This is a genomic window from Pyxidicoccus xibeiensis (assembly GCF_024198175.1).
GTDB lineage: Bacteria > Myxococcota > Myxococcia > Myxococcales > Myxococcaceae > Myxococcus > Myxococcus xibeiensis.
The window spans coordinates 216,142-234,464 of record NZ_JAJVKV010000006.1 but is presented as its reverse complement, the minus strand read 5'-3'; the positions used below and the strand labels follow the sequence as shown (position 1 = coordinate 234,464).

Genomic DNA, 18,323 nt, shown 5'->3' with positions numbered 1-18,323 from the left:
CCCCGAGTCGGGGTATCCTCCGGGCTCCCGTGCAAGGTCACCGCGCACACACCGCAGGCCGGCGCTTCCTCAAGCGGCTCGGCGTCTCGCTGTTGATGGCCATCCTCTTCGGCTGCGTGCTGGGGTTGCTGGTCTATCTGCGCGCGCCCGGCCTGGCGGAGCCGCGTCGCGAGGACTCGCCCACCTGGGTGCCCCTGGGCGCGCTCGACACCGCGCAGGCCTGGCTGGAGGGCTACGAGCGCGCCACCTACGACTGGCGCGTGCGCGAGCTGGGCGAGCGCTCCGAGCGGCCCGACGAGGCGGTGGTGGTCGCCATCGACGACGAGACGCTCGCCGAGGCCCGCCAGGACGACCGGCCCGGCGTCGCCATGCAGCCGTGGCCGCGCCAGCTGGTGGGCGGCATGGTGCACCGGCTGGTGGAGGAGGGCGCCCTGCTGGTGCTCGTGGACCTGCCCTTTCCCGAGCTGAGCCCCAGCGCCTGCGTCGACCCGAAGCTGTCGCCCCAGGGCCCCACCGGCGACGACGCCGCCTTCCGCGCGCTGCTGGAGCGCGAGCCCGGCCGCGCGCTGCTCGCCTTCTCCTGGGAGTCCCAGGGCCCGCGCGTGCTGCCCCCCGCCAGCCGCCTGTGGCCCTATCGCGTGAAGCTGGGCGCCTACGCCACGCCCGCCGAGGCGTTCACCCGCGCGCAGGCGGTGCTCGCCGTGCAGCGGCCCGCGTTCATCATCCCCGCCGGCAACCAGGTGGAGGTCTGGGGCGGCGCCACCGATGAAGCAGACGGGCGGGCGCTGGGCGCCCGGCTCGGCGTGGGCTCCGCGGCCATCGAGGAGCGCCGCGCCGTGGACGACACCCACCGCGTGGGCCCCACGGACCTCTTCGTCTCGCTGGCGGAGGTGCAGGTGGAGGGGCTGGACGCCTCGAAGCTGGTGGAGGTGCGTCACCTCCAGCACCCCGTGGCGCCGCTGCTGGGCGGCGGCACCGGCTACGGCGCCGTCACGCTCCCGGCGGACCCGGACGGCGTGGTGCGCGCCATTCCGCACCTCGTGTCCTTCAACGTGCGCGGCCAGCGCCACATCCTGCCCTCGCTGCCGCTCGCCGCCGCCATGCGCCTGGCCGAGACGCGCAAGCTGCGCTACGCGGACGGCCGCCTGTACATCGGCGACGCGCACTCGGTGCCCATGGACGCGTCGGGCTTCAGCCTGCTGCGCTGGGACGCGCCCACGGCGGGCCGGGGCTCGCGCGGCTCGCTGGCCCGCTCCATCCGCGCGTGGAACGTGCTCCTCAACGTCTTCGACGTGGCGGACGAGCGCCCCGCGCGCTTCGACAACGACCTGGAAGGCCGCTCCGTCGTCCTCACGCTCACCGCGGGCGAGGCCGGCCACCTGCGCCCGACGCCCATCGGCCCCGAGACGCCGGGGGGCGCGATTCTGGGGCAGGCCCTGGCCAACATCCTCCGCTCGGACGGCATCACCCGCGCCACGCCGGACCTGGACCTGGTGCTCACCGTGGGCCTGGCCTTCTCCGGGGCCTTCCTCGCGCTGTCGCTCAGCTTCCTCCTGCGCTCGGTGCGCGGCGCCGTCCTCTACGTGGGCATGCTCGTCGCCGCGGGCGCGGGCTACGCGGCGGCCGCCGCCTACGTCTTCGTCGAGCAGCGGCTGTGGATTGCCATGGCCGGCCCGCTGATGGCCATGGTGGGCGCCTTCGTCGTCACCATCCTCTACGCCTTCAGCACCGAGCGGCAGATTCGCGACTTCGTCCACAACGCGCTCGGCCGCTACGTCAGCCCGGAGGTGGCGCGGCTGGTGGCCCGGGACTTGAGCCTGATGCGGCCCGAGCGCCGGAAGATGTCCGTGTACCTCTGCGACATCGAGGGCTTCACCCGCCTGTCGGAAGGCATGTCCCCCGAGCAGCTGGTGGGCCTCTTCAACGAGTACCTCACTGAGATGGCCGCCGTGGTGCGCTCCACGGCGGGGCAGGTGGACAAGTACATCGGCGACTCCGTCATGGCCTTCTGGGGCGCGCCGGTGCGCACGGACCGGCACGCGCACCTGGCCTGCGAGGCCGCGCTGAAGCTGCGCGCGGTGCTCGCCGACAAGCAGGACGCCTGGGAGAAGAAGTACGGCCGCCGCCTGGGCTTCCGCGCCGGCATCGACACCGGCGAGGTGGTGGTGGGCGACATGGGCAGCGAGCTGAAGTCCAACTACACCGTGCTGGGTGACGCGGTGGGGCTCGCCGCGCGGCTCGAGTCCGTCAACAAGGTGTACGGCACCTACGTGCTGGTGGGGGACGAGACGGCCCGGCTCGCGAGCGACGGCTACGTCTTCCGCGTGGTGGACCACGTGCGCTTCAAGGGCCGCGCGCAGCCGGTGCGCGTCCACGAGCTGGTGGCGCGCCGCGGAGAGCTCACCCCGCGCATGCAGGAGCAGCTCGCCCTCCACGAGCAGGCCCTCACCGCGTACCACCAGCGGCGCTTCGCGGAGGCCCACGCCCTCTTCGAGCGCGCCTCCATGGACTTCCAGGACACCGTCGCCGCCGTGTACGTGGCCCGCTGCGCCCGCTTCATCGTCCAGCCGCCGCCCGCCGAGTGGGACGGCGTGCACGGGCTGGAGGACGCGGGGCCCACCGCCGCCGCGGCGTGAGTCAGTCGTCTCCGGAATCGGAGTCCGGCTGGCCGAAGAGCTCGCGCACCGGCGCATTCTTCCCGATGTGCTCCTCCGCCACGCGCCGCATCTTCTCCGGCGTCATGTGCGAGTAGTACACCTCGCCCGGCCAGCCCATCAGCTGGTAGTCCTCGGGCGACAGCGGGTCCCTCTTGCGGCCGGTGTCCTCGCGGACGACGACGTTGGGGCCCATGTGGCAGAAGCCGTAGCAGCCGCCGCGGTACAGCTCACAGCGCGGCACCAGGCCCTGGGCCGACAGCGTGTCCCGCGCCGCGGCGTAGACGGCATCTGAACCGGCGGCCTTGCAGCTGGCGCCCTTGCACACCGACAGGCGGTAACGCTTCATGGGGGACTCCACCCTACGGCGTCCCTGGACTGTCCGAAAGCAGACGGGCTCCGCAACGCGAAGCCCGCCTGCACAGCGCGCGGGCCCGGGGGGCTCCCGGCATGGTGCATGGCGCCAGGGCCATTGAAGAGCTTCATCGTCACCACCTGCACCCCGAAAAGGCACCGGCCCGCCTGCCGCTGTGAGAGCGGGAGGGCGGGCCGGCGAGGTCTCAAGAGCCCTACGGGCCCGTGAGGAGAACGGATCTACTTGAGGAACTTCGTGACCTGGATGGGGCCCTGCTGGGTGACGACCGTCTGGCCGTGGCCGCCCGTCTGGGCGCCCGGCGTCGCCTTGCCGTGGCCGCCGTGGCCGTGGCCCGCGCCGATGTTGCCGTGCTGCGGCAGCTTCAGCTCCACCAGGCCCTCGCCCACGCGGGTGTGGGCCTCCTTGTGCGAGTGGTGCGGCTCCTCGGAGCCGTCGCGCTTGTTCCACGGGTCCGACGGGTGGGACACCGCCGGCCCCTTCAGCAGCTTGGGGATGTCGTACACGAAGTTCTGCCGCGTGTACTCCGGCGGGGTGTGCGTGTACGTGTCCATGCGGATGGCGTCCTTGGGGCACGCATCCACGCACAGGCCGCAGACGATGCAGCGCAGCTCGTCGATGACGAACTGGGTGGGGTACTTCTCGATGACGCGCGACTCACCCTCGGCCGTCGTCTCCTCGTACTCGCCCGCCTCGATGTAGATGCACTGCGCCGGGCAGATGGTGGCGCACATGTAGCAGGCCACGCAGCGCGGCTTGCCATCCTCGCGCGGCACCAGCCGGTGCAGGCCGCGGTAGCCCTCGGGGTAGATGGGCTTCTCCTCGGGGTACTGCACCGTCGTCATCAGGCTGGTGCCGGTGCGGTCCTCCACGCGCACGTTGGTGTCGCGGGTACCGAAGAGGTTGCGGAAGAAGTGCTTCGTGGTGACGGCCAGGCCGCGCAGCAGCTCCGGCACGTAGGCCCGCTCACGGATGTCGGTGCGCGGGTCCTGGGTTACCTTGAGGGCCATGATGGTGTTCTCGATTCCCGGAAGGGCGGGGCCGCCGGTGGAAGTCTAGTGCGTGGAGGCCGGGGCCGCGCCATGCGCCGGAAGCCCGTGGGCCCCATGCGCGCCGGCGGGCAGCCCGTGCCCGTGGGAGTCGTGACCGTGGCCGTGAGCGCCGCCGTGGGCCCCATGCGCACCGCCCTCCGCCGGCTCCTTCTGCGTCAGCGTCAGCACCACCACGAACGCAATCTCCAGCATGCCGAGGATGGCCAGCGCCCGCAGCGACGGGTCCCACAGCACCAGCGCGCCGCTGACGAAGATGTTCACCAGCGCCATGGGCAGGAGGATCTTCCAGCCCAGCGACTGGATCTGGTCATACCGGAAGCGGGGGAACGTCCAGCGGATGAGCAGCTGCACCCAGATGAGGAAGACGACCTTCAGCCAGAACACCGTGCCGAAGATGGCGCCCAGCAGCCAGCCGTGCTCCTGGAAGATGGCCTGGCTGGCCAGCCACTCGCCGCCGAAGGGCAGGTGGTGACCGCCGAAGAAGAGCGCCGTCGTCACGCCGGCCAGCACCACCACTTCCACGAACTCGGAGATCATGAAGAGGCCGAACTTCATGCCGGAGTACTCGACGAAGTAGCCGATGATCTCCGACTCGCCCTCGGGCAGATCGAACGGGGCGCGCTTGGTCTCCGCGAAGGACGCGGCGAAGAAGCCGAGGAAGCCAATCGGCTGGAGGATGAAGCCCCACGCCGGCAGGCCGAAGTCGAAGGCCCCGTCGGTGCGCCACAGGTACTGCGCCTGGCCGGAGCCGTTGCCGGCGAGGGCGTTGCCCAGGTCACCGACGATGGCGGGCAGCTGCACGGAGGAGAAGGCGATGAACAGGCCCACCAGCGACAGGCCCAGCGCCACCTCGTACGAAATCATCTGCGACGTGGCGCGCACGCCGCCCAGCAGGGCGAACTTGTTGTTGGAGGCCCAGCCCGCCAGCGCCGTGCCGTAGACGGCGAGCGAGGCGATGGCGAGCACGTACAGCATGCCGAAGTCCGGCGTGGCCACCACCATGTCCACCATGTGCCCGAAGACGGGCACGGACGGACCGGCCGGCACCACCGCGAACAGCGCGAACACCGGCGCGAAGGCGAGGATGGGGCCCAGGTTGAACATGAACCGGTTGGCCGTCCCCGGGATGAAGTCCTCCTTCGTCAGCATCTTGAGGACGTCGGTGAGGATGTGCGGCAGGCCACCCAGCGCGCGGTTCTTCAGGCCGGGCAGGCCGATGCGCGCGCGGTTGGGACCCACGCGGTCCTGGATGAACGCGCTCCACTTGCGCTCCGCCATCGTCAGCAACGTGGCGATGATCATCACGAAGACGAGCACGAGGAAGAGGATGTTGGTCAGCCGGCTGGCGCCGGTGAACCAGTGCTCCTCCACCAGGCCGCCCACGAGGTACGCCGTCGCCATGCCACCGAAGATGGCGACGACGATGGTGAACATGGCGAGGAGGATGGTCAGTACGCGGCTCATGGCTAGATACCCCTCACCCGGGGCGTACCGAACTCACGGTACCCCGGAGGACGCCCGTCGGAGGCGGAAGGCAGCGGATTGATGCCCGGCTTCTCCCGGTCCGGCGGAGAGGCCTTGTCCCAGTTGAACTCGGCGAACGCGGCCACCTTGCCGGCCAGCTCGCGCCACACGTCCCGCGCGGAACCCCAGGCGGCCTCGCCGCCCAGCTCGCGCGTCAGCTCCGCGGCCCACTTCCAGTTGGGGACCACGTCGCCCTTGGGCGGGTACGCCTTGCGGAAGCGCTGGATGAGGCCGTCCACCTGGACGAAGGAGCCCTCGTCCTCGACGTGCACGGAGGCGGGCAGCAGCACCGTGGCCTGCGCCGTCACCGGAGACTCGGTGAACGCGTGCGCCACGAACACCTCGAGCCTGCCCGCGGCCTGCGCGAAGGCCTCCGCGTCACCCGGCACCTCGGTGCCCAGCGCGTACAGCGCCTTCACCCGGCCCGCGCCCAGCGCGGCGGTGAGCGACTCGAAGGACTCCAGCTTCAGCCCCAGCCCCTGGGCAATCAGCTCCAGGCCCTTGCGGTTGGGGTTCTTGTCCGCCGTCATCAGGTAGTGGTCCGCGGCGCCCTGCGGCCGGCCGCCCACGTACACCGTGGTGACGCCCAGCGTGGCCTTCGCGAAGGTGAGGCCCGCCAGCAGGTCCTCGTTGGAGAGCAGCGGCGAGGCGAGCACCGCCAGCTGGGCGCTGCCCACCAGCGCCTTGAGCGCCTTGCCCGCGGCCTGCACGGCCTCCTTGCGCGTCACCACCGGCTCGGCCTCGCCCGCCTTGCCGGCGCGGCGGCCCACCTGCGGACGCAGCGCGCGCCCCAGGTTGAGGTACTTGTACGAGAGGCGGCCCTGGTCGCACAGCCAGCTCTTGTTGACGGCCTCGTTCTCCCGCGGGCGGTAGCGGTAGGTGTCCTGCGACATCCAGTCCGCGTACGTGTTGCAGCCGCGCGAGCAGCCGGTGCACACCGACGGGGTGGCGGACAGGAACCACGAGCGCGCCTTGAAGCGGAAGTCGCGGCTGAGCAGCGCGCCCACCGGGCACACGTCCACGGTGTTCAGCGAGTAGTTGCTGTCCAGCTCGCTGCCGGGGAACACGTCGATGCGCTCGTGGCTGCCGCGGCCGAACACGCCCAGCTGCGGCTCCTTCGCCACCTCGTTCATCACGCGCACGCAGCGGGTGCACATGATGCAGCGCTCCTGGTCCAGCACCACGCGGGGCCCGAGCACCTTGCGCTTGTTCTTCAGGATCTTGCCGCCCTCCAGTCGCGAGGGGCGGTAGTCGTACTTCATGTAGTAGTCCTGCAGCTTGCACTCACCGGCCTGGTCGCAGATGGAGCAGTCGACCGGGTGGTTGAGCAGCAGGAACTCCATGATGGACCGCTGCTGCTCCTTCACCTTGGGCGTCGTCGTCTTGACGACCACGCCCTCGGCGAGCGGCGTCTGGCACGCGGGCACCAGCTTGGGCGCGTTGGACGCCTCGATGAGGCAGATGCGGCAGTTGGCCGCGATGGAGAGGCGCGGGTGGTAGCAGTAGTACGGAATCTCCGAGCCGACCGTCTTGGCCGCCTCGATCATGTTCGTGCCCGGCTTCACGACGACTTCCTTGCCGTCGATGGTGCAGGTCACGAAGCCCGGGTTCTTCGGCGCCGGCTTGGGCGGCGGGCCCGAAGTGGGGGGCTTGGGCGTGCCGGTGGGGCCGCTGTGCGCGACGGGCGGGTTGTCCAGCTTCGCGCCCGCGGGCGGGTTGGACGGCTCGGGGCCAATCTTCGCCGCGGGGGTGTCCGTGGGCGCGCCCTTCGGGGGCGGCTGCGCATCACCGGTGGGCTTCTTCGTGTCGTTGTCGCTCACTGCTCGACCTCGCCGCCGATCATGTTGATGGTGTCAAAGGTGGGGATGAGGTCCGCCAGCATCTTCCCCTCGATGATGTGGGGGACGGCCGCCAGCACCGGGAAGCCCGGGGCGCGCACGTGGACCTTGTAGGGACGGCCACCGCCGTCGCTCACGATGTACCAGCCCAGCTCGCCGTTGGACGCCTCCGTGGAGTCGTACACCTCGCCGGCGGGCACCTGGATGCCCTCCATCACCAGCTTGAAGTGCGACATCACGCCCTCGATGGTGCCGTACACCTCCGGCTTGGGCGGCAGGGCGATGCGCCAGTCATCCACGATGATGGGGCCCGCGGGGATGGTGTCCATCGCCTGGCGGAGGATTCGCACCGACTGACGCATCTCCTCCAGGCGGACGAGGTAGCGGTCGTAGTTGTCGCCGTGCTCGCCCACCGGGACGTCGAAGTCGAACCGGTCGTAGACCCAGTAGGGCTTCGTCTTGCGGATGTCGTAGTCCACGCCGCACGCGCGCAGGGCCGGGCCGGTGTAGCCGAAGTCGATGGCGTCCTCGGCGCTGATGACGCCGGTGCCCTTGGTGCGGTCCACGAAGATGCGGTTGCGCGTCAGGAGCACGTCCATCTCGTCGATGAGCTCCAGGCCGCGGTCCAGGGACTTGTGGACCTTTTGAATCCAGCCCTCGGGCAGGTCGCGGTTGATGCCACCCACGCGGCCAAAGCTCGTCGTGAGGCGGGCGCCGGTCAGCTCGGCGGTGCGGTCATGGAGCAGCTCGCGGAACTCCATGGCGAAGAGGAACGGCGCGAAGCCGCCCATCTCCAGGCCGGTGGCGCCCACGCACGTCAGGTGGTCCGTCAGCCGGTGCAGCTCGGAGCCGATGACGCGGATGTACTGGGCGCGCTCGGGAATCTCCAGGCCGATGAGCTTCTCCACGGCGTTGAGGAACCCGAAGTTGTTCATCATCGCGGACAGGTAGTTGAGCCGGTCCGTGTAGGGCAGGCACTGCGTCCACGTGACGTTCTCGCAGCTCTTCTGGAAGCCGCGGTGGAGGAAGCCGATCTCCGGGTCGATCTTGACGATGGTCTCCCCCTCGAGCTCCACCTTCAGCCGCACGGTGCCGTGCGTGGCGGGGTGCGAGGGGCCCATGTTGATGACCATCCGCTTGGTCTGGAGGTGGGACTCCAGCTCCGACTCGTGGGCGTACGCGTCGGTGTCGGGGTTCGGAGCGTGGGATTCGGGCTTGACGGGGTCAGCCATGATGTCCTCGGAAGATGCTGGCGGCGGCGGTCAGGAGAGCCCGCTGGTGCCGGGGCCGCGGAAGATGTCCTTGATGGGCCGCTCGGGGATGAGCGGCTGGCGGTCACGCAGCGCGTAGTCCTTGCGCAGCGGGTGCCCCTGGAACTCGTCGTACAGGAGGATGCGACGCAGGTCTGGATGGCCGTCGAAGCGGATGCCGTAGAAGTCGAACGTCAGCCGCTCCCACCAATTAGCGCCCCGGAACAGCGGCGTCAGGGAGGGGATGACCGGCTGGCTCTCGCTCACGCGGACCTTCAGGCGCACGTGCTCGTGACGCTTGATGGAGTAGAGGAAGTAGACGACCTCGAAGCGCGGGTCGTTCTCCGCCAGGTGCAGGCGGTCCACGCCGTCGATGGAGCCGAACAGCTTGAACTCCAGCTCCGGGTCGTTCTTCAGGAACGCGGCGACCTTCGGAAGAGAGTCCGCATGAATCACGGCCCAGGCGCCGCCGGTCCGGTCCACGTAGCGATCCGCCACCGCCTCCGGGAGCTGGGCGGAGACCCTGTCCAACGCGAAAGTGCTCAAGGGGGCCCCAATGACTGAGGGAGAAGAATCCGCGGCGTTATAAGGAGCCCCGGAGGGGGGCGTCAACGTAAACCCTTAGCCATGTAGGCTACTTAGGCGCGTCAGAAGCGGGCGTTGCGCCCGGCCGGACGTGGGGGGCCTTCCGGACCTGGGGGAGGGGAATGGATCATCCCGCCCCCCCGGTTGCGCCCGCCCTGGAGGCGAGCCTCGGGCCCGAGTCAGGCGGGGGGCTGGAAGAGGGGACGAAGGTGGCCACCGGCTGGCTCTTGCCCGGCACCTGGGCGCTGGTGACGGCTTCCCAGGAGAAGTGGCCCTTGGCGCGCTCCCGGGTGACCTGGGAGACGAGCACCGGGACGCCGGCCTTCTTGGTCAACCCCTCGATTCGACTGGCCAGGTTCACCGTGTCGCCGATGGCGGTGTACTCCAGGCGCCGGGTGATGGAGCCGATGTTGCCCAGGACGACGGGGCCGGTGTGGACCCCCACGCCCATCCGCAGGCTGGGGTCTCCCCGGGCGAGGCGCTCGGCGTTGACGGACTCCAGCTCGGCCACCATGGCCAGCGCACACCGCACCGCGCTGCCGGCATGGTCCGGGTCGTCCAGCGGTGCACCGAAGTACACCATGAGCGCGTCCCCGATGAACTTGTCGAGCGTTCCTCCGTGGCGGAACACCACCTCCACCATGCGGCCGTAGTACTCGTTGAGGATCTTGACGACCTCCTCGGGCGCCAGCCGCTCGCTCAGGGCGGTGAAGTCCCGGAGGTCCGCGAAGAGGACCGTCACCTCGCGCAGCTCCGGGGCAGGGGAGGCCTGGCGCTGGAGGCGCTCGGCCACCGACGGGGAGAAGTAGCGCCCCAGCCGGGCCCGCTTCAGCTCCTCCTCGGAGACGGCGGCGGACAGGGCGCGGATGCGGCTGAGCAGGTGCCACGCCCCGGCCGCGGCCACCCCCAGCACCACCCCGGCCACCACCTGGGCACCCACGCCGATGCCGGCCTCCTGCTGGAGCCGCACCTCCGCCGCGATGGCGATGAGCGTCACCAGGAGCATGACCGAGCGCCGCAGCGACAGCGCGGCCAGCACCACCAGCACGGCGTAGATGCCCAGCGTGAAGCCCGCCACGCCTCCGGGTGAGGGCGACACCGGAATCGCCAGGTGCTGGAGCCAGTACACCGCCGGGACGTCCACCAGGGCCAGCGTCAGTCCAGCCCACCGCGCCGCCCTCGAAGAGAGGGCCACCGCCACGCCCGCCACCGCGGTGAACAGCCAGTAGCCGGCGAACGCCTGGAGGTACACCTCCCAGTCCGCCAGGCCCCGGAAGCGGCCCAGGTACGCGGACACGCCGAAGAGCACCGAGACGGCCGCCAGCCGCAGCCATGCCATCTGCCGTGCGTTGCGCTGGCGCTCGGCCTCGAGGGCCCGGCTCACCGAGTCCTGGCTGCCCTCAGGCTGGCTGGACCGCACGCTCGCACCCCCTCGCCCGGTGCCCTGGGTAGGTTCTCCCACACCCCATCTTGCACCGCCTCCCGCCCCCGGGCACCTTTCCGGAAACTTGCTGCTCCAAGCGTGGCGGGACTGTTGCAATCGGGTATAGACGCGGGCGCATGGTCGCCTCCTCCCCGTCCCGCTCCCTGCGCCCCCATGTCCTGCGTGTACTGGCCGGGGTGGGCCTGGGCCTGGGTTTGTTCGCGGCGGAGTCCTGGTTGCTGCTGCGCTCGGGCGTGGTGGGCATGGACATCCCGGTGGACGGCCCGTACGCGGCGCTGGCGGCGGCGGTGCGTCCGGTGCTGCCGGCGCTGCTGCTGCGCATCGCCGCGGTGTACGTGGTGGCGGGCGCGGTGCTCGCGCTGGTGGCGGGCGTGCTGGCGAGGGTGTGGCGCGTGGCGGGGTGGCGGGGCGCGCTGCTGACGCTCGCTCAGGGGCTGGTGCTGGTGGGCTTCCTCGCGTGGGACCGCGCCATCGCCCGGCCGGCCCTCTTCGATGACCTGCCGGCGGTGCGGGCATTGCTGGCCTGGCTGGTGGCGCACGGCGAGCCCTGGCACCCGCGCGCGGCGGCGGCGGCGTGGCTGCTGCTCCATGGGGTGCTGTGGGTGCGGCGCACCGAGGTGCCCCGGCGGCGGCTGCTCGTGGGCGCGACGGTGGCCGGGGCGGTGGCGCTGCTGTCGGCGGGGGCGGGCCGGCTGCCCTCGGGCGAGGCACGGCAGCCGCTGGTGGTGGTCATCGGCATCGACGCGTTCCGGCCGGACCGGCTGAAGTCGCAGGGGGGCTCTGGCTATGTCGCGCCCCACGTGGAGCGCTTCCTGGAGGACGCGACGCTCTTCACCCAGGCGTACACGCCCATTGCCCAGACGGAGCCCGCGTGGCGCTCGCTGCTCACCGCGCGGTGGCCGCACACGACGGGCGTGCGCTACGCGCTGACGGCCGACTCGCGCCTGAAGCTCCAGCCCACCTTCGCGCGGACGTTCTCCGAGGCGGGCTGGCGCACGGTGTTCGCCACGGACTGCTCGCGCTTCCACGCCGAGGGGCCGGCCTCCGGCTTCGACACCCGGCTGCAGCCGCCGCGCGGGGCGGTGAACTTCCTGCTGGAGAAGCTGCGCTACCGCGCGCTGGGCGTCTTCGCGGACAACGCCCTGGGCGCCGCGTGGGTGCCGGAGTTCATCGACAACCGCGCGCTGGCCGGCATCCATGACCCCATGGGCTACTCGCGGCGGCTGGCGTCGCGGCTGGTGGACGAGGCGCGCCAGGGCCCCACGCTGTTCGCCTTCCACGCCACCGCGGCCCACTTCCCGGGCGACCCCGTCCACCCCTTCTACCGCCGCTTCGTCCCGCCCTCCGAGCCGCTGGAGCGGCGGCTGCGCATGCACTTCGCCCCCGTGTCGCCGGGCGCGAAGGGCGGGTGGAGCCGCGAGGGCGCGGAGGCGCTCTACGACGAGCTGCTCGCCCAGGCGGACGCGCAGGTGGGAGACGTGCTGGAGGCCCTGAAGCGCACCGGGCGCTATGATGACGCGCTCATCGTCCTGCTGTCGGACCACGGCGAGAGCTTCCACGCGGACCGGCCGGACCTGGCGGGCGCGACGCCGGTGCACGGCGCCCGGCTGTCGCACGAGGAGAACCGCGTGCTGCTGGCGGTGAAGCCGCCGCGCGGGCGGGGCACGGGGCCGTCCGAGGTGGACGCGCTGGTGCGACTGGTGGACGTGGGCCCCACGGTGCTGGCGCTCAGCGGCCTGCCCGCGCTGAAGGACGTGGACGGCGTCTCGCTGGCGCCGCTGCTGCGCGGCGAGCCGCTGGAGCCGCTGGCGCTCTACGCGGAGACGGGCTTCACCCACGTGCTGCCGGAGGTGTTCGACCCGGGACACTGGCCCGGCGCGCCGCGCGCCTTCGACGCGTACCGCATCCGCCCGGACGGCGTGGTGGAGCTGGGCGACGCGGCCCACGCGGCGATTGTTCGCGAGAAGGACCAGGGCGCCTTCGACGGGCGGCGCTGGTGGGTGGACCGGCCCCGCGCGGACGGCAGTGTGTTGCGTACCTGCGAGGGCGACTGTGAAGGCGCGGACGCCCACGCGCTGGAGGCGTGGCTGGACGGTGTCCTGGGCCGCACGGCGGAGGGCCGCTGGCGTAAGGTGGCGGGCCATGTCGACGACCCCAGACAGTCCCAGCCTTCAGGAACGCTACGCACCCCACAACAGCTGCTTCGGCTGCGGTCCGGCCAACCCGCAGGGCCTGCGCATCCGCAGCCGCGCGGAGGGTGACCTCGTCGTCGCGGACTGGACGCCCTCCGAGCACCACCAGGCGTTTCCCGGCGTCCTCAACGGCGGCATCATCGGCGCGCTGCTGGACTGCCACTGCAACTGGACGGCCGCCTTCCACCTGATGAAGGCGCAGGGCGCGGACTCGCCGCCGTGCACCGTCACCGCCGACTACTCCATCTCCCTCAAGCGCCCCACGCCCATGACGGGGCCGGTGCACCTGGAGGCGAAGCCGGTGGAAATCCAGGGCGACCGCGCCATCATCGAGGGCACGCTCACCGCCGGCGGCAAGGTGACGGCCACCTGCCGGGGCACCTTCGTCGCGGTGAAGCCGGGCCACCCCGCGTACCACCGCTGGTAGGCGGCGGCTGGAAAAGCCAGGGCCCCGGCGCCTCCGCTCTGACGAGGGGAGGCGGGCGGGGCCCTGAGGTACCGCGCGTGGGGCGCGTGACTCGTTACTTGCCCATGGACAGCAGCAGGTCGTGCCGGGCGGCCGTGGCGTTGGGCTGCTCGCGGTCCGCGATGCGGTGCACCTGGTTGCCAATCTTGTCCTGGAGCAGCATCAGGCCGTCCAGCACCTGCTCCGGACGCGGCGGGCAGCCGGGGATGTAGACGTCCACGGGGATGATGCGGTCGATGCCCTGGAGCACCGCGTAGTTGTCGTAGAAGCCACCCGACGACGCGCACACGCCGAAGGCCACCACCCACTTGGGCTCGGCCATCTGCTCGTACACGCGCTTGAGGATGGGCGCCTGCTTCAGGTTGATGGTGCCCACCACCATCAGCAGATCTGCCTGCCGGGGCGAGAAGCGGGGGAACTCGGCGCCGAAGCGCGAGATGTCGTGACGGCTCGCCGCCACGGACATGTACTCCATGCCGCAGCATGCGGTGGCGTACGGATAGGTGAACAGCGAGTACTTGCGGGCCCAACCCAGGCCCTTCGACACCATCCGCTGGAAGAAGCCCATGGCCTCGTCGCGGCGGGTCGTCAAAACAGGAGCAATGTCAGCGTCAGCCATGGTGTCTCAGCTCTCCCAGTCCAGGGCGCCCTTCTTCCAGATGTAGATAAGCCCGACGACGAGCGTGGACGCGAAAACCAGCATCTCCACGTACCCGAACCAGCCGAGCGCCTGGAAGTTCACCGCCCAGGGGTACAGGAACACCGCTTCGACGTCGAACACGATGAACAACAGCGCCACCACGTAGAACTTCACCGCGAAGCGCTGACGTGCCGGGCCGGTCGACTCGGAGCCGGCCTCGAAGCTGGTGGACTTGATGGCGCTCGGACGCCGGGGCCCCAGGCGGGTGGTGATCTGGGGAATGAGCATCGCCATGCCGCCGGCCAGCAGCAGGACGACCGCCAGCGGCAGATAGGGCGAGAGTGGAGTGGGAGTCATCGCGCGCGGAACCTAATGACACCGGCCGCGCCATGTCAAAGGGAAACTCCCCCGGGGCAGCGCTCCAACCCCTTGAGATGACGGCGAAAAGCAGGGCTTGTGGCGCCGCCATGAGGCCCACCGTGCCTGCCTGCCGGCGCCTGGCCGGCCGGGCGGTCTCCCGTCGGGGGACACGTTTGACGCTCCTCGACGGGGCGCCTACCGTCGGTGGGCGCGCCGCGGCCGGCGTGGATCAGCACTTCCCGGGAGAAGACAGGCATGTGGGGCCGGCTCAGCTTGCGGATGCAGGTGGCCATCGCGGTGCTCGTGCCCTGCCTGGCGGTGGTCTTCTTCTGCGGCCTGTACTTCCCGGAGCGGCAGCGGGAGGTCACGCTGGGGCTCCTGGAGAAGCGGGTGCGCGTGGTGGGAACGCTCGTGGCCCAGCACCCCGCGGTGCTCGCCGTGGACGGCACCACGGAGGCCCGCTCGCGCGCGGACGGGGTGCTGTCCCAGCTGGACCTCGCCAACGGGGCCGAGGGGGGCCGGGGCTTCACCGTGCACTACCAGGGCCTGCTGGGCCCGGAGGGCGCCGTGGTGCACGCCCGCGGGCCCATCCCCGACGACGTGAGGGCGCGGCCCGCGCGGCCCCTGGAGGGCTGTGAGACGTCGCGAGCGCCCGAGCGGGAGGTGCGGGTGCGCTGCGCCAGCGGTGGCCACACCTACGTCGCGGGCTTCGGGGTGGAGGAGGCGGTGGCGTCGCTGGTGGACCTGGATGGGATGGCGCTGGCGGCGCTGACGGCGGCGCTGGGCGTGGGCCTGCTGCTGGCGATGTTCATCAGCCGCTCCATCGTCGAGCCCGTGTCGCGGGTGACGGAGGTGGTCCAGGACGTGTCGCGCGGGGACATGTCGCGCGCGGAGCTGGACGTGTCCGCCACGGGTGAGGTGCGCCTGATGGCGCAGTCCTTCAACCAGATGCTCGGCACGCTGCGCACCACGGTGATGGAGCTGGTGTCGCGCACGGACCAGCTGGGCGGTGCTTCGCGCGGGCTGCTCGTCGCGTCCGCGGACCAGGAGCACGTCATCAGCCAGCAGGCGGCGTACGCGCAGCAGATTGCCGCCACGTTCGAGGAGCTGAGCCGCACGGCGGAGCAGATCTCCAGCTCCACGGAGGTGGTGGAGTCCAGCGCGCGGCGCACCCACGAGGCCGTGGCCGAGGCCATGGCGGTGGTGGCGCAGGTGGTGGCCGGCATCAACGACATCCGCACCGAGTCCAAGGGCGTGGCGGACGCGATTGTCGGCCTCAACCAGGACCTGCAGCAGGTGTCCAAGATTGCCCAGGTCATCAACCAGGTGGCGGAGCGCTCGGACCTGCTGGCGCTGAACGCGGCGCTGGAGGGCACCAAGGCGGGCGAGGTGGGCCGCGGCTTCTCGTTGGTGGCGGCGGAGATGCGCAAGCTGGCGGAGAACGTGTCCGCGTCCGCGCGCGACATCGCCCGCATCGTCGAGAAGGTGCAGGACTCGGGCGAGGAGGCGGCGTCCAAGGCGCGCGTGGGCATGGCCACCAGCGACCGGGGCGTGGAGGTGGCCGAGCAGGCCTCCTCCGTGTTCCAGCGCATCGTGGAGCTGGCGCGCGGCACCAGCGAGGCGGCGCGTCAAATCACCATCGCCACGCGGCAGCAGCGCCAGTCCAGCGAGCAGGCCGTGCAGGGCGCTCGCAACGTGGCGGAGCTGGTGAAGCAGGGCGTGGACGCCACCGGCCGCACCACCCGCATCGCCCAGGACCTGCAGGCGGTGGCCGAGGGGCTCACCGCCGTCACCGGCCGCTTCAAGACGACGCGCAGCTGAGGCCTCCGGCCGCGCCTACTCGCGCTTCCACCGGAGCTGGAACTCCACCTCGTCCACGTTGCCTTCGCGCTCGTGCTCGATGTTGAAGAGCGCATCGGCGGGGATGTGCAGGCGCTCTCCGGCAATCTGGATGCTGAAGGCCTTGCCGGCCTCCAGGGCATCCGCCAGCCGCCGGAGCTTCGCGACGAACTCCTTGCGCGGGTAGGTCTTCTCCAGGTCTCTCGCGGGACGCTTCGCCATTGCTCGCTCCTTGCTCTCAGGTGGGCCGTCCATCCTGCCAGCGGAGGCGCCCCGGGCGCGACGCCCGCGTGCGGAATGGAACGTCCATTCCACTTCGCGGGCTGCCTCGCCCCGGATGGGCCACCCATTCTCGGAGGGGGCATGCGCCGGAGCGGCGCTCGCGTGTGGAATGGAACGTCCGTTCCACTTCGTGCGCTGCCTCGCCCCGGGTGGACCGCCCAGTCCTGGAGGGAGCAGGCGCCGGGCGCGACGCCCGCGTGCGGAATGGAACGTCCGTTCCACCGTCGGGCGGCGACAACTATGGTGCGCGCGCATGAGCGCTCTGGACGTGTCGCCCACGGAGTTCCGTCGTCTCGCCGACCGCATCTCGTCGCTGGCGGAGCAGTGGCTCCAGGAGCTCGACTCGCGGCCGGTGGCGCCCGGTGTTCCCGGCAGCGCCACGGAGGCGCTGTTCGCCGACGGCCTGCCCGAGGTGGGGCTGAAGGACGCCGCGCTGGAGGCCTTGAAGCCGGTGATGGACGGGGCTCGCGCGGGCAACGCGCGCTTCCTGGCCTACGTGTTCGGCTCGGGTGAGCCGGTGGGCGTGCTGGGCGACTACATGGCCAGCGTCATCAACCAGAACGTCACCGCGTGGCGCTCCGGGCCCACGGTGGTGAGCATGGAGCGCGCGGTGGTGCGCAGCCTGGCGCGTGCGGTGGGCTGCGAGGGCTTCACCGGGAGCTTCACGGGCGGCGGCTCGGCGGCGAACCTCATGGGGCTGGCCATGGCGCGCGAGTCCCGCGCCCCGGCCAACGAGGAGGGCTCTCCCTCGGGCGTGGTGTACGCGTCCTCCGAGGTCCACATGTCCATCCCCAAGGCGATGGCGCTGCTGGGGCTGGGCCGGAAGCACCTGCGGCTGATTCCCACCGACGCGCAGTGGCGGATGCGCCCCGACGCGCTGGAGCACGCCATCACCGAGGACGTAACCGCTGGCCGGCGCCCGCTGGCGGTAGTGGCCACGGCCGGCACCGTCAACACCGGCTCGGTGGACCCGCTGCCCGAGGTGGCCCGCATCGCCCGCGCGCACGGCCTGTGGCTGCACGTGGATGGCGCCTTCGGAGCGCTCGCTGCCATGGCCCTGCCAGAGCGCTTCGAGGGACTGTCGCTGGCGGACTCCCTGTCCATGGACGCGCACAAGTGGCTCTACCAGCCGGCGGACTGCGGCGTGTTGCTGTTCAGGGACGCGGGCGCCGCGCGAAGGACGTTCTCCTTCTCCGGAGACTACGTGCTCGCGATGAGCGCCGACGCGGTGGAGGGCTTCGCCTTCTTCGACGAGTCCATGGAGCTGTCCCGCCGCGCCCGCGCCTTCAAGGTGTGGCTGTCCGTGCGCTACCACGGCCTCGAGGCCTTCCGGGAGGCCATCCGCCGTGACGTGGAGAACGCGAAGCGCCTGGAGGCCGCGGTGCGCGCCACGCCCGCGCTGGAGCTGCTCGCCCCCGTGCCGCTGAGCGCGGTGTGCTTCCGCTACGTGGGCACGCTCGCGGAGGCAGAGCGCGACGCGTTCAACGCGAAGCTGCTCGCCCGAATCAACGCGCGCGGCCGCGTCTACATCTCCAACGCCACGATTCACGGGCGCTTCGCCCTGCGCGCCTGCTTCGTCAACCACCGCACCACCCCCGAGGACGTGGACACGGTGGTGGCCGAAGTCCTTGCCGCGGCGGCAGAGCTGGCCTGAGTCGAGACGCGGGAGCGCCCCGAGCCGCGGTACGGCTCCGGTGCGCGAAGGTGCGCGGGTACAACGGCGCTGCACGCGTATGGGCCGCCTCCGCCACCGAGCTGTGGCTCGCGGGAGACTCGGCCATCCTGCGCAAGCGCTGAGGCACCCGGCGGAAACAGGTCCGCCGG

15 protein-coding genes are annotated in these 18,323 nt (G+C 71.3%); 5 read left to right on the top strand and 10 right to left on the bottom strand.

The window, feature by feature from the left end; translation table 11 throughout:
- Window positions 1-95: 95 nt before the first annotated feature.
- Window positions 96-2,636, top strand: a complete 2,541-nt coding sequence (locus LXT23_RS27715) for an adenylate/guanylate cyclase domain-containing protein (protein ID WP_253983634.1) — start codon at window positions 96-98, stop codon at window positions 2,634-2,636.
- 1 nt (window position 2,637) lies between these two features.
- Here LXT23_RS27715 and LXT23_RS27710 read toward each other — a convergent pair whose 3' ends face one another.
- From LXT23_RS27710 to LXT23_RS27680, 7 genes are all read right to left on the bottom strand, one after another.
- Window positions 2,638-3,003, bottom strand: a complete 366-nt coding sequence (locus LXT23_RS27710) for a (2Fe-2S) ferredoxin domain-containing protein (RefSeq protein WP_253983328.1) — start codon at window positions 3,001-3,003, stop codon at window positions 2,638-2,640.
- Between the two features lie 245 nt (window positions 3,004-3,248).
- A complete protein-coding gene (locus tag LXT23_RS27705) occupies window positions 3,249-4,037 on the bottom strand; it encodes a NuoI/complex I 23 kDa subunit family protein (protein WP_253983327.1) in 789 nt (262 codons plus the stop codon).
- 45 nt (window positions 4,038-4,082) lie between these two features.
- Window positions 4,083-5,543: a complex I subunit 1/NuoH family protein gene (locus LXT23_RS27700; protein WP_253983326.1), complete on the bottom strand. Its 1,461-nt coding sequence runs from the start codon at window positions 5,541-5,543 to the stop codon at window positions 4,083-4,085.
- A 2-nt stretch (window positions 5,544-5,545) separates the two neighbouring features.
- Window positions 5,546-7,423, bottom strand: coding sequence for a 2Fe-2S iron-sulfur cluster-binding protein (locus tag LXT23_RS27695; RefSeq protein WP_253983325.1), 1,878 nt, complete (start codon window positions 7,421-7,423; stop codon window positions 5,546-5,548).
- Complete coding sequence (gene nuoD / locus LXT23_RS27690) at window positions 7,420-8,673, bottom strand: NADH dehydrogenase (quinone) subunit D (RefSeq protein ID WP_253983324.1); 1,254 nt, start codon at window positions 8,671-8,673, stop codon at window positions 7,420-7,422. The genes LXT23_RS27695 and nuoD overlap by 4 nt, the downstream gene beginning before the upstream one ends.
- A gap of 30 nt (window positions 8,674-8,703) precedes the next feature.
- Window positions 8,704-9,222 carry an NADH-quinone oxidoreductase subunit C gene (locus LXT23_RS27685; RefSeq protein ID WP_253983633.1) on the bottom strand — a complete coding sequence of 173 codons (519 nt, stop codon included), beginning with the start codon at window positions 9,220-9,222 and terminating at the stop codon, window positions 8,704-8,706.
- A gap of 181 nt (window positions 9,223-9,403) precedes the next feature.
- A complete protein-coding gene (locus tag LXT23_RS27680; protein ID WP_253983323.1) occupies window positions 9,404-10,696 on the bottom strand; it encodes an adenylate/guanylate cyclase domain-containing protein in 1,293 nt (430 codons plus the stop codon).
- Window positions 10,697-10,836: 140 nt separating this feature from the next.
- On the opposite strand from LXT23_RS27680, the gene LXT23_RS27675 reads away from it, so the two are divergent.
- Window positions 10,837-12,981, top strand: a complete 2,145-nt coding sequence (locus LXT23_RS27675; RefSeq protein ID WP_253983322.1) for a sulfatase-like hydrolase/transferase — start codon at window positions 10,837-10,839, stop codon at window positions 12,979-12,981.
- The gene (locus LXT23_RS27670; protein WP_253983321.1) at window positions 12,863-13,339 is read left to right on the top strand and encodes a PaaI family thioesterase; all 477 of its coding nucleotides are present in this window, start codon (window positions 12,863-12,865) and stop codon (window positions 13,337-13,339) included. Before LXT23_RS27675 ends, LXT23_RS27670 begins: the two co-directional genes overlap by 119 nt.
- 94 nt (window positions 13,340-13,433) lie before the next feature.
- Here LXT23_RS27670 and LXT23_RS27665 read toward each other — a convergent pair whose 3' ends face one another.
- Window positions 13,434-13,997, bottom strand: coding sequence for an NADH-quinone oxidoreductase subunit B (locus LXT23_RS27665; protein WP_253983320.1), 564 nt, complete (start codon window positions 13,995-13,997; stop codon window positions 13,434-13,436).
- A gap of 6 nt (window positions 13,998-14,003) precedes the next feature.
- Window positions 14,004-14,375 (bottom strand): NADH-quinone oxidoreductase subunit A, encoded by a 372-nt coding sequence (locus LXT23_RS27660; protein WP_253983319.1) that lies wholly within the window; start codon window positions 14,373-14,375, stop codon window positions 14,004-14,006.
- A 258-nt stretch (window positions 14,376-14,633) separates the two neighbouring features.
- Between LXT23_RS27660 and LXT23_RS27655 the strand changes: the two genes are divergently transcribed.
- Complete coding sequence (locus LXT23_RS27655) at window positions 14,634-16,199, top strand: methyl-accepting chemotaxis protein (protein ID WP_253983318.1); 1,566 nt, start codon at window positions 14,634-14,636, stop codon at window positions 16,197-16,199.
- Between the two features lie 15 nt (window positions 16,200-16,214).
- Here the strand turns inward: LXT23_RS27655 and LXT23_RS27650 are convergent, their stop codons facing one another.
- On the bottom strand, window positions 16,215-16,439 hold the full coding sequence (locus LXT23_RS27650; RefSeq protein ID WP_253983317.1) for an amphi-Trp domain-containing protein: 225 nt from the start codon (window positions 16,437-16,439) through the stop codon (window positions 16,215-16,217).
- Window positions 16,440-16,752: 313 nt separating this feature from the next.
- Here LXT23_RS27650 and LXT23_RS27645 point away from each other — a divergent pair, with 313 nt between their 5' ends.
- Window positions 16,753-18,153, top strand: a complete 1,401-nt coding sequence (locus tag LXT23_RS27645) for a pyridoxal phosphate-dependent decarboxylase family protein (RefSeq protein WP_253983316.1) — start codon at window positions 16,753-16,755, stop codon at window positions 18,151-18,153.
- Window positions 18,154-18,323: the final 170 nt, after the last annotated feature.

What these genes read in the sequence shown, in the direction of transcription:
- LXT23_RS27715 (WP_253983634.1), top strand. Translation starts at nt 96, where the DNA reads ATGGCCATCCTCTTCGGCTGCGTGCTGGGGTTGCTGGTCTATCTGCGC.
- LXT23_RS27710 (WP_253983328.1), bottom strand. Translation starts at nt 3,003, where the DNA reads ATGAAGCGTTACCGCCTGTCGGTGTGCAAGGGCGCCAGCTGCAAGGCC.
- LXT23_RS27705 (WP_253983327.1), bottom strand. Translation starts at nt 4,037, where the DNA reads ATGGCCCTCAAGGTAACCCAGGACCCGCGCACCGACATCCGTGAGCGG.
- LXT23_RS27700 (WP_253983326.1), bottom strand. Translation starts at nt 5,543, where the DNA reads ATGAGCCGCGTACTGACCATCCTCCTCGCCATGTTCACCATCGTCGTC.
- nuoD (WP_253983324.1), bottom strand. Translation starts at nt 8,673, where the DNA reads ATGGCTGACCCCGTCAAGCCCGAATCCCACGCTCCGAACCCCGACACC.
- LXT23_RS27675 (WP_253983322.1), top strand. Translation starts at nt 10,837, where the DNA reads ATGGTCGCCTCCTCCCCGTCCCGCTCCCTGCGCCCCCATGTCCTGCGT.
- LXT23_RS27670 (WP_253983321.1), top strand. Translation starts at nt 12,863, where the DNA reads ATGTCGACGACCCCAGACAGTCCCAGCCTTCAGGAACGCTACGCACCC.
- LXT23_RS27665 (WP_253983320.1), bottom strand. Translation starts at nt 13,997, where the DNA reads ATGGCTGACGCTGACATTGCTCCTGTTTTGACGACCCGCCGCGACGAG.
- LXT23_RS27660 (WP_253983319.1), bottom strand. Translation starts at nt 14,375, where the DNA reads ATGACTCCCACTCCACTCTCGCCCTATCTGCCGCTGGCGGTCGTCCTG.
- LXT23_RS27655 (WP_253983318.1), top strand. Translation starts at nt 14,634, where the DNA reads ATGTGGGGCCGGCTCAGCTTGCGGATGCAGGTGGCCATCGCGGTGCTC.
- LXT23_RS27650 (WP_253983317.1), bottom strand. Translation starts at nt 16,439, where the DNA reads ATGGCGAAGCGTCCCGCGAGAGACCTGGAGAAGACCTACCCGCGCAAG.
- LXT23_RS27645 (WP_253983316.1), top strand. Translation starts at nt 16,753, where the DNA reads ATGAGCGCTCTGGACGTGTCGCCCACGGAGTTCCGTCGTCTCGCCGAC.